At 39.7% G+C, this 8,943-nt stretch carries 6 protein-coding genes; 4 read left to right on the forward strand and 2 right to left on the reverse strand.

All coding sequences use genetic code 11. From position 1 onward, the window contains the following. Window positions 1-9: 9 nt before the first annotated feature. A complete protein-coding gene (locus B808_RS03620) occupies window positions 10-1,416 on the reverse strand; it encodes an MFS transporter (RefSeq protein WP_035421985.1) in 1,407 nt (468 codons plus the stop codon). Between the two features lie 102 nt (window positions 1,417-1,518). Further along, window positions 1,519-2,688, reverse strand: coding sequence for an ArgE/DapE family deacylase (locus tag B808_RS03625; protein ID WP_009166809.1), 1,170 nt, complete (start codon window positions 2,686-2,688; stop codon window positions 1,519-1,521). Between the two features lie 180 nt (window positions 2,689-2,868). Here B808_RS03625 and cas9 point away from each other — a divergent pair, with 180 nt between their 5' ends. The 4 genes from cas9 (at window position 2,869) to csn2 (ending at window position 8,893) form a co-directional block, all read left to right on the forward strand. Further along, window positions 2,869-6,852: a type II CRISPR RNA-guided endonuclease Cas9 gene (gene cas9, locus B808_RS03630; protein ID WP_035421986.1), complete on the forward strand. Its 3,984-nt coding sequence runs from the start codon at window positions 2,869-2,871 to the stop codon at window positions 6,850-6,852. A 190-nt stretch (window positions 6,853-7,042) separates the two neighbouring features. Further along, complete coding sequence (gene cas1, locus B808_RS03635; RefSeq protein WP_009166807.1) at window positions 7,043-7,948, forward strand: type II CRISPR-associated endonuclease Cas1; 906 nt, start codon at window positions 7,043-7,045, stop codon at window positions 7,946-7,948. Beyond that, window positions 7,926-8,231, forward strand: coding sequence for a CRISPR-associated endonuclease Cas2 (gene cas2, locus B808_RS03640; RefSeq protein WP_035421987.1), 306 nt, complete (start codon window positions 7,926-7,928; stop codon window positions 8,229-8,231). Before cas1 ends, cas2 begins: the two co-directional genes overlap by 23 nt. Further along, on the forward strand, window positions 8,228-8,893 hold the full coding sequence (gene csn2 / locus B808_RS03645) for a type II-A CRISPR-associated protein Csn2 (RefSeq protein WP_009166805.1): 666 nt from the start codon (window positions 8,228-8,230) through the stop codon (window positions 8,891-8,893). Before cas2 ends, csn2 begins: the two co-directional genes overlap by 4 nt. The last annotated feature ends 50 nt before the right edge of the window (window positions 8,894-8,943 follow it).

Raw genomic sequence — 8,943 nt, forward strand, 5'->3', positions numbered from 1 at the left:
AGTGTTTTTTTATAATGCTGTGCCATGATGTTTTTGTTCCCAATAGTTGATGATGGCTGCTACTAAGGCAATTAGGGCAAGACCACAAAGTAGCATGAAATCTAAGTGCCCACCGCGATAGGTCTGCTGAATTAGCGCGGTGGAGCTGTCAGCGGTCGTTTGTTTAAGTGCAATGATACTGGCGAGAATACTGGTTCCAAGTGAACCAGCGTATTGTTGTAGCATATTGAAAAGTGAATTTACATCTGCTGATTGTTCGTGGGGCACATTTCCATGGGCATTGGAGATGGTGTTGGAAAAGGCAAGGTTGAATCCGATCCGGGTGCTTGTGAACAGCAATAACATCACGAGGGGCGTGAAGACGGCTTGGAGAATGCCAAAGAGGGCGGTACTAATCACAACAATGACCAGTCCACTGATGATCGGGACAAATGCTCCAAACCGATCATAAATCCAACCAGCTACGGGGGCGAGAAATCCACCGATGATGGAGCCCGGCAGGAGGATTAAGCCCGCGACGAGGGGCGTCACTTTCAAAACTCCCTCGGCATAGATCGGAATAACAAAGGAAATTCCAATGTTGATAAACATTAAAATGAAGTAGTTAAGGGCATCCAGCCGAACTGGAAGGTGTTTCAAAATATTTAATGACAAAACTTCTGAAGAACCACGTTGGTTCAAGTAAACGAAGACGGCAAAGGCAGCGATGCCTCCCAGTAGGGGGAGAAACTTAGTCAGTAGTGAAGATTGTAGGTTGCCAAACTGAGTGGCGGCCCAGACGAAGGCCAGTAAACCACAACTTAAAAAGAAGAGGGCACCAAAATCAAAGTGTTTGTTAGTCCCTGCAGCGGGAATATCGATAAAGGCCCATCCTAGCACCAGCCCGATGATGACAATTGGGAGTACCCATAAAAAGATTTCGCGCCATGAAAACAATGAGGAAAGCAATCCACCATAGGTTGGACCAAGTGCCGGTGCCAGTGAAATAACCATCGATGCAATCCCAGTATATAAACCAATCTTAGCTTGGGGAACCTTTGTAAAGATGACTTGATACATCATTGGCATTGCTAGCCCGGTTGCCGCTGCTTGGATGAGGCGTCCCAACAGTAGAATAGTAAAATTGGGTGCTAAACCTGAGAATAAATCACCGATTAAAAAGATTGCAACGGCAGTGATAAATAGGTTGCGGAGCGCAAACCGTTTAAGTAAAAAAGCCGTGGTCGCCATGATAATCGTTACGACTAGTAAATAGCCGGTGGTCAGCCATTGAATGGTACCTAGTGATAAGTGAAAGAGCTGGGCTAGCTCAGGAAAAGTAACATTCATCGAGGTTTCTAATAAAATTCCGGAAAAAGCTAGCAACGCAGTGGCTAGAATAGTTAGTTTAGTTTGAAGTGTGACTTGCGTGGACATAAGATTTCCTCCAAAAAATGATTGGGATGCTAAAACTTTGTTGCTTGGCAATAAAAAACCCTCGTATCATTTTTGAAATGGTTCGGAGGGAGAGTTAATGACCTAATCAACTAAAGCTTGTAAAGTTTGGACAAATAGTTGTGGATAAATTTCGGTAAAGTTTAGGTACATTTGTTTTGAACAAAATTCATTGTCACGATGAGCCACCCGAAAATCACCCGGACCAAAAATAGCTACGGGGAATCCAATGGATTTAGTCAATAGGAGACGTGAGGCGTCGGTTCCACCCGGACATCCGGCCACTGGAACGGGCTGATTAGTATATTGCTGGGCAATGGTCAAGATTTGTTTAATGACCGGTGAGTCAGCTTGCCCGACAACGGGGATGACGTTCATCGTAACCTGGGACTGCAGCTCAGCTTGATAGTTGGATTGGTTACGCTTAATGGTGTCTGTTACCAGTTGGATGGCTTGGTTGTTGTCAAATTCTGGAATGGTGCGGATGTTTAGAACTGCTTGGGCGGTGCCTGGGATAATGTTTGGCTGTTTACCACCATTAAACTGATCCAGATTGAAAACTGGGCGCCCTAATTCATGATTTTTGATGCCGGCGGTAGCAGTTTGTAATGCATCAGCCAGGTCTTGCCAGCATTTGATGAGTTCTTGGACGGCGTTAATCCCAAACTGAGGGGTCGAACTGTGGGCGGCGCGTCCGGTGGCAGTTAACTGGAGATTAACTTCACCCTTTGAAGCATACGAGGTGGCATAGCCACTTGGTTCTCCTACGATTAGAGCATCGATGTCATCAGTATAACCGTGTTGTTGAAGTTCGGTGGCTCCCTGCATGCCGACCTCTTCCCCGGCACTTCCTAGAAAACGGATGATTCCGGGAAATGAACGATGTTGGTCGTGTAGTTCAAGCATTGCGATTACAGCCGCAGCAACCCCACTTTTCATGTCGGTAGTTCCTCGTCCGTATAGTTGACCAGCTTGCTCCGTCAATTTAAGCGGGTCGGTTTGCCACCGTTCGCGATTAAAGGCAACGGTATCTAAATGACCATCGAAGGCCAAAATTGGATGACCAGAACCAATTTCAGCGACTAGGTTGGCACGGGTGGTGCCAGCCGTGCCTGCTAATGGAAGAAGCTTGGCGCTAATACCATGGTTTTGAAACAACTGTAGTAGGTATTCAGCCACTGGTCGTTCATTACCATTGCAACTATCAAAGGCAACTAGGTCTGCTAATATTTGTATTTTTTCATTTTCTTTCATGGCAAGGATCCTTTCAACGATAAAAGCTAAGATTATTTAATGATAGCATAGTCAAAATTGACTCAGCAAAAAATTAAACAGCTCATGTTGATAGTTAATTTGCGATTTATTAGTAAAAAAATAGAATGGTCGCGTACTAATTAAAATGGTATAATTATTAGAAAATATAGGAGTGATTTAATGACTGAACAACAACAACCTTATAACATTGGTCTTGACATCGGAACCAGTTCGATTGGCTGGGCCGTTACGGATCAAAATGATAAATTACTGCATATCCGAGGGCATAACGGGATCGGTGTCCGTCTATTTAAAGAAGGCGAATCTGCTGCGGAACGGCGTGGTTTTCGCACGACGCGGCGTCGCTTATCACGGCGACGCTGGCGTCTTCGCTTCTTAGATCGGATTTTTGATGCAGAACTGGCTAAAGTGGATCCTAATTTTTTAGCCCGCCTGAAACAATCGAATATCTCACCCTTAGATCCCAACAAGCAAATGTTTGGGAACATCTTATTTGATGATCCCCAATTTGATGATCAAAAATTTCATCAGCAGTACCCCACTATTTACCATTTACGTTCGGCACTAGCACAACCAGATGCCCCACAGGCAGATGTTCGGCTGATTTATTTAGCGCTCCACCACATGATTAAATTTCGAGGTCACTTTCTAAACGGTGCGGCGGTCGAAAAATTTCACGGTGGTCAGTTGCATTTGGAATCAGAGTTTCAAGAACTTAATCAGATTTTTAGCAACCAACAGCGTGATCATGTTCAACTGCAAACTTCCAGTTTGGATGAAGTTGCGACGATCTTAAAAGATAATCAGCGGACACCTAGTGATCGCCAGAGAGAATTGTCAGCAAGGTTATTTGTACCAGTTGATAAAACCATCGACAAAGAAAATAAGAAACTAGCAACGGAACTGCTAAAGGCCGTCTTAGGTTTGAAGGCAAAATTCGATGTAATTTTAGGGGTTGAAGCCACTGATCCACAAGCATTTAAGCTGCAGTTTAGCAGTGATGACTTTGATGATAAAATTGCAGAGCTGGCTTCAGAGTTGACCGATGAGGCAAATGAGATTTTAACCGTGTTACAACGCTTATACTTCTCCCTTAATCTAGCTGATATTTTAACTAATCGTCAGACGAAGCAGGTTGCCGATTCAATCTCTACAGCGATGATTAATCGTTATGACGATCATAAACATCATTTAAAAATGCTAAAAGAGTTAGAAGCTCAGGTAACGCAAGAACAACGAGACGGATTAAAGAAAGCATATAATGAGTATATCGATGGTGATAAACCTACGATTGATACATTCTATACGAACGTTAAAAAGAATTTGGATGATTCGGAGCTGGCAAATCAGATTAAGAGCTTAATTGATTTGCAGGCTTTCATGCCCAAACAACGTTCTAAAGAAAATGGATCAATTCCACACCAGTTGCATCAGCGTGAGTTGGATCAATTGATTGAAGTCCAAGGTAAATATTACCCTTGGCTCTTAGCTGCTAAAGATAAGTTGGATGCATTAATCGCCTTTCGGGTACCTTACTACGTTGGTCCAATGATTGATCCGAACCAGAGTGATGATCCGCAAAACACTAAATTTGCGTGGATGGTTCGTAAAGAGGCGGGGGAAATTACTCCGTGGAATTTTGAGGAGAAGGTTGATAAGACCAGCTCGGCAACTAATTTTATTAAGCGGATGACTACGACTGATACGTATCTGTTAGGTGAACCGGTTTTACCTAAAAATAGTCTGTTGTATCAACAATTCACGGTTTTAAATGAGCTTAATAAACTTAAAGTTAATGGCAAAGCACTTACGGTCGATCAGAAAAAGTACCTATACGATCATGTTTGTAAAAAGCAAAGACGAGTCACGCTGAAAAAATTGAGTGATTGTTTGGTGGCTCGTGGTGATTTCCCAATGGGAGCGATCTTTACTGGAACGACTGATCAAAAGAATATGAATAATACCTTAAAAACTTACCAGGATTTTCAAGAAATTTTTGGTGATGAGATTGATAATCCCGATCGCCAAGTTGATTTTGAAAAGATGATTGAGTGGTCAACCATTTTTGAGGATCGTGAGATTTTTAAACTAAAGCTGGCAGAACTCAATTGGCTTACTTCAGAACAGCTAGAACGAGTATCGAAAAAACGCTATCAGGGTTGGGGGCGACTGTCCCAAAAACTATTAACGCATATTGTTAATGAGAACGGTGAGCGGATTATTGATCAGCTGTGGAATACCAATCAAAACTTTATGGAAATTATGGGTCAGGATAGTGTAAAACAAGCTATTCAAGAACATAATGGGGCTAATGTAGCTCAAACTGGAATTAACGAAACCATTGACGAGTTGTATACATCACCACAAAACAAAAAAGCTATTCGCCAAATTTTGTTAGTTGTTGATGATATCAAGAAAGCAGTTGGGTATGCCCCGGCTAATATCATGATGGAGTTTGCCAGAGAGGATCGAGACGATCACCGATTAATTGCCTCTCGGGCACGGCAACTAGAAAAAACCTATCAAGAGATTAGCAAGAATTGGTTTGATAATGAAAGCGTGACCCAAGAATTAAAAGATCAGATTAAAAACAAGACTAAGTTTACTGATCGGTTGTATTTGTACTTTATTCAGGGTGGAATTGATTTATATACAGGACATCCCTTAAATATTGATCAGCTTTCGAGCTACGATATTGATCATATTTTACCGCAGTCCTTCTTGCTTGATAACTCGCTAAATAATCGGGTGTTGACAAGTCAAGCAGAAAATCGAGTTCATAAAGAGGATCGATTGCCAGGAGAGACCGTGGCGAATAAGATGCGTCCAACCTGGAAAATGATGCGAGAACAGGGACTAATGACGCAGCGTAAATATAATAATCTAACTTTAAAGCCTGATCAGATTAGTAAGTTTAATAACCGAGGTCAATTTATTAATCGGCAACTTGTAGAAACACGACAAGTTATTAAATTAGCAGCTGATATTATGAGCCAAAAATATCAAGCCGATCAGACCAAAGTTGTAACGGTCAAGGCTAACCTAACGCATCATATGCGGGAAAAATTCAATTTTTATAAAAGTCGAAATGTGAATGATTATCACCATGCGTTCGATGCTTACTTGACCTTGTTCGTTGGAAATTGGTTGTTAAAAGAATATCCCAAGCTACAACCTTACTTTGTTTATGGAGATTTTGCGAAGACTGGTACGAATAATCTAAAGAGCTTTAACTTTTTATATCGGTTTGAAAGAGATCATAAACTCAATGACAAGGGTGCCATTGATACCGATAAAGATCAACAGCTAGGGTATATGAAACGAATCTATCGATTTAAAAAGATGTTGGTGACGAAACAGCTGGAGACGAATGAAGGGGCATTGTATGGGCAAACACTCTATCCAGCACCCAAGAATGATAAAAAGACTAGGAATCTAATTAATTCTAAAAAAAATCGACCTAGTGATATTTATGGTGGATACTCAAATGAAAATGGGTCATTTTTGACATTGGTCAAATTAAAGAAGGGTAGTAAATATGACTACCGTCTAGTAGCTGTTCCTGTATCTAAAATATCTGAAATAAAAGAAAGTGAATTAGCGACTATTGAAAAAGCTATAGCACCTCAATTTTTAAAAAGTTCTGGTAAATATAGAGATTTTCAAGTTGTTTTATCCAAAATATTAATTAATCAAAAAGTAATTGATGATGGTATGATTTTTACAATTGGAAGCAAGTCGTACAAACATAATGCTAAACAAGTTGTTTTATCTGATAATTCAATCCAAATAGTTTCAACTTTAAGTAGAATTAGTGATAAAGAGAAATTAATTACTGTTTTTGACGAGATTGTTGATATAACAAGCAAGTATTTGCCGTGGTATAAAGTTAATGATGTTGAAAAAACTAAAATGTTATTTAGACAAATGCAAGATATTGATGAAATGAAAAAAATAATAGATAATTCTTTGATTGGTCTCCACTGTAACGCTTCTATTACAGATTTAGGTAAAGTTGGATTATCTAAATATTGGGGTAGATTTGTCTTAACAGCAGGAATTTCTTTGACAGTGGATGCACAGCTGATTTATCAATCACCAACTGGTTTATTTGAACACCGTGTTAAAGTATCTGATTTGTAAACAAAAAAGGTAGCTATCAGATGATAGCTACCTTTTTATGTAGTGACCCTTAAGGATCTGAAGATAAAACTCAGCTCGAAAGCTTTGTTTGATTTTAACTCAGTACGTCATTCTAATGAGATTAAGTGTTGGCATTCCAACCAACAACTAAAATATACCGGCTTCTGCTTAAAAAGTCAAGGAGAAAATAATGGGATGGAGAACAGTTGTTATCACGCAACATGCTAAAATATCATATTCTGGTAGGAGAATCATTGTGCAAACTAATTCTAGTTTAAATGAAATTCCGCTTGATGATATCGAAGTACTATTAATTAGTACTACTCAGGCCGTCATTACAGCACGGGCCGTTAGTGAATTAGCTAAATCAGAAACTAAACTAATTTTTTCTGATACTACAGGAGAGCCCATTTGTGAAACCGTTTCATATCTGCCGAATAATCGTAGCGCGGCTTTGCTTCGAAAGCAATTTGAATGGGATGAAAATCGAAAGGCCATGCTATGGACGTGGGTAGTTAATGCTAAAATCGGTATGCAGATCGTCGTGTTGGAAAGACGAAAGCTTGAGACAGAAGCGCTAAGGTACGAAGCTGGCAAGCTGGAAATTAATGATGTTACCAACCGAGAAGCGGTGGTGGCAAGAAAATACTTCCCACTGTTATTTGAAACGGGGTTTGAGCGCCGTGATTTTAATCCGTATAATGCAGCTTTGAATTACGGATATTCGCTGCTATTATCGCTGGTTAATCGAACGATTGTAGCGGCGGGTTCCTTGACCCAATTAGGGATCCATCATGATAATGATGAAAATCAGTTTAATCTAGGGTCCGATTTGATGGAACCATTTCGCCCTATCATTGATTGGTGGGTCAGTGAACAGGAAATTAAAGAAATGAACCCGGAATTAAAAATTGGGTTGGTTGAATTGTTTAATTTGGAGTTGAAGTTTAATGGTAAAAATACAATTTTGCGAAATGCTGTAAAGACTCATGTGGGCAATTGTTTAAAATATTTAAATGGTGATAGCGAAGAAGTACATATCGAGGTGGAATTAGGAGATGAGATATCGAGTCATGCGATTAATGGTCATGTTTGATTTACCAGTTGATACAAGTGAGGATCGGAGAAACTATCGAAAGTTTCGAAAAGAATTAATTAATGAAGGATTTCTAATGATTCAATACTCGGTCTATGCGCGTGTTTGTGTTAGCAAGCAGTCAGCGCAATTCACTGAAAATAGAATTAAAACATTTTTGCCACCGCGAGGCTTAATCCAAACGCTGATGGTCACAGAAAAACAGTATAACAGTATGAACTTTTTGGTCGGGGAAAAGAAGCAGGATGTTCGGAATACATCGGATCGGACGGTGGTAATATGAATTTGACTGTTTATCCACAAGCACCGTTTGCGGTTGATTCCGGGAAGCTGACGTTCCTCCAAACTAACAATCCTAAATTTTATAGCACGATTGTGCTCGGATGTAAAAACTTGGATAAAATTATTATCAGTGAAAACGACGAAATTTTAGAATTAAGTAGTCATTTAGCCTATCTAGGGAATGGAATTGATAATGTGGATTTAATCACGGCATTTAAAACGAAGTTAGAAATTGAAGTGATTGAAAATCTAACGGAATCAGAACGACAGAGATTATTTCAGTTGGATCGCGAAGTGAAAAGTATTTTTTTGGGAGCAGCTTATTTGGAAGAATTACCGTTGGCCATCGATGATGAATGGAATCTTAAAAAGATGGCAAAGTACTGCGGAATTAACATATTAACTAGTTCAATGGACAACCCGTATGATATAATTAAGGTAATTATTAAGTTGTATCATAAATTTTATCCAAAAAAATTAATGGTTCTTAATGGATTGTTTAATTATCTCAATTCCAGTCAGATTAATGATCTGATTCAGATGATTAAAGCATTGGATTTGTATGTATTGATATTAGATTTTTCAGCTGATTTCCGTAAAGAATTAGCTGACAAGTGCCGTTATTACCGAGTTGACAGTGATTTTGTGAGATTTAATTACTGATAGGGGGTAAATATTACAGACGGTTTTAGAAGTACGTCATTCTAATGAGA

Source organism: Fructilactobacillus florum 8D, assembly GCF_000512295.1.
GTDB classification, from domain to species: Bacteria; Bacillota; Bacilli; order Lactobacillales; family Lactobacillaceae; genus Fructilactobacillus; species Fructilactobacillus florum.

What these genes read in the sequence shown, in the direction of transcription:
- csn2 (WP_009166805.1), top strand. Translation starts at nt 8,228, where the DNA reads ATGAATTTGACTGTTTATCCACAAGCACCGTTTGCGGTTGATTCCGGG.
- cas9 (WP_035421986.1), top strand. Translation starts at nt 2,869, where the DNA reads ATGACTGAACAACAACAACCTTATAACATTGGTCTTGACATCGGAACC.
- cas1 (WP_009166807.1), top strand. Translation starts at nt 7,043, where the DNA reads ATGGGATGGAGAACAGTTGTTATCACGCAACATGCTAAAATATCATAT.
- B808_RS03620 (WP_035421985.1), bottom strand. Translation starts at nt 1,416, where the DNA reads ATGTCCACGCAAGTCACACTTCAAACTAAACTAACTATTCTAGCCACT.
- cas2 (WP_035421987.1), top strand. Translation starts at nt 7,926, where the DNA reads ATGCGATTAATGGTCATGTTTGATTTACCAGTTGATACAAGTGAGGAT.
- B808_RS03625 (WP_009166809.1), bottom strand. Translation starts at nt 2,688, where the DNA reads ATGAAAGAAAATGAAAAAATACAAATATTAGCAGACCTAGTTGCCTTT.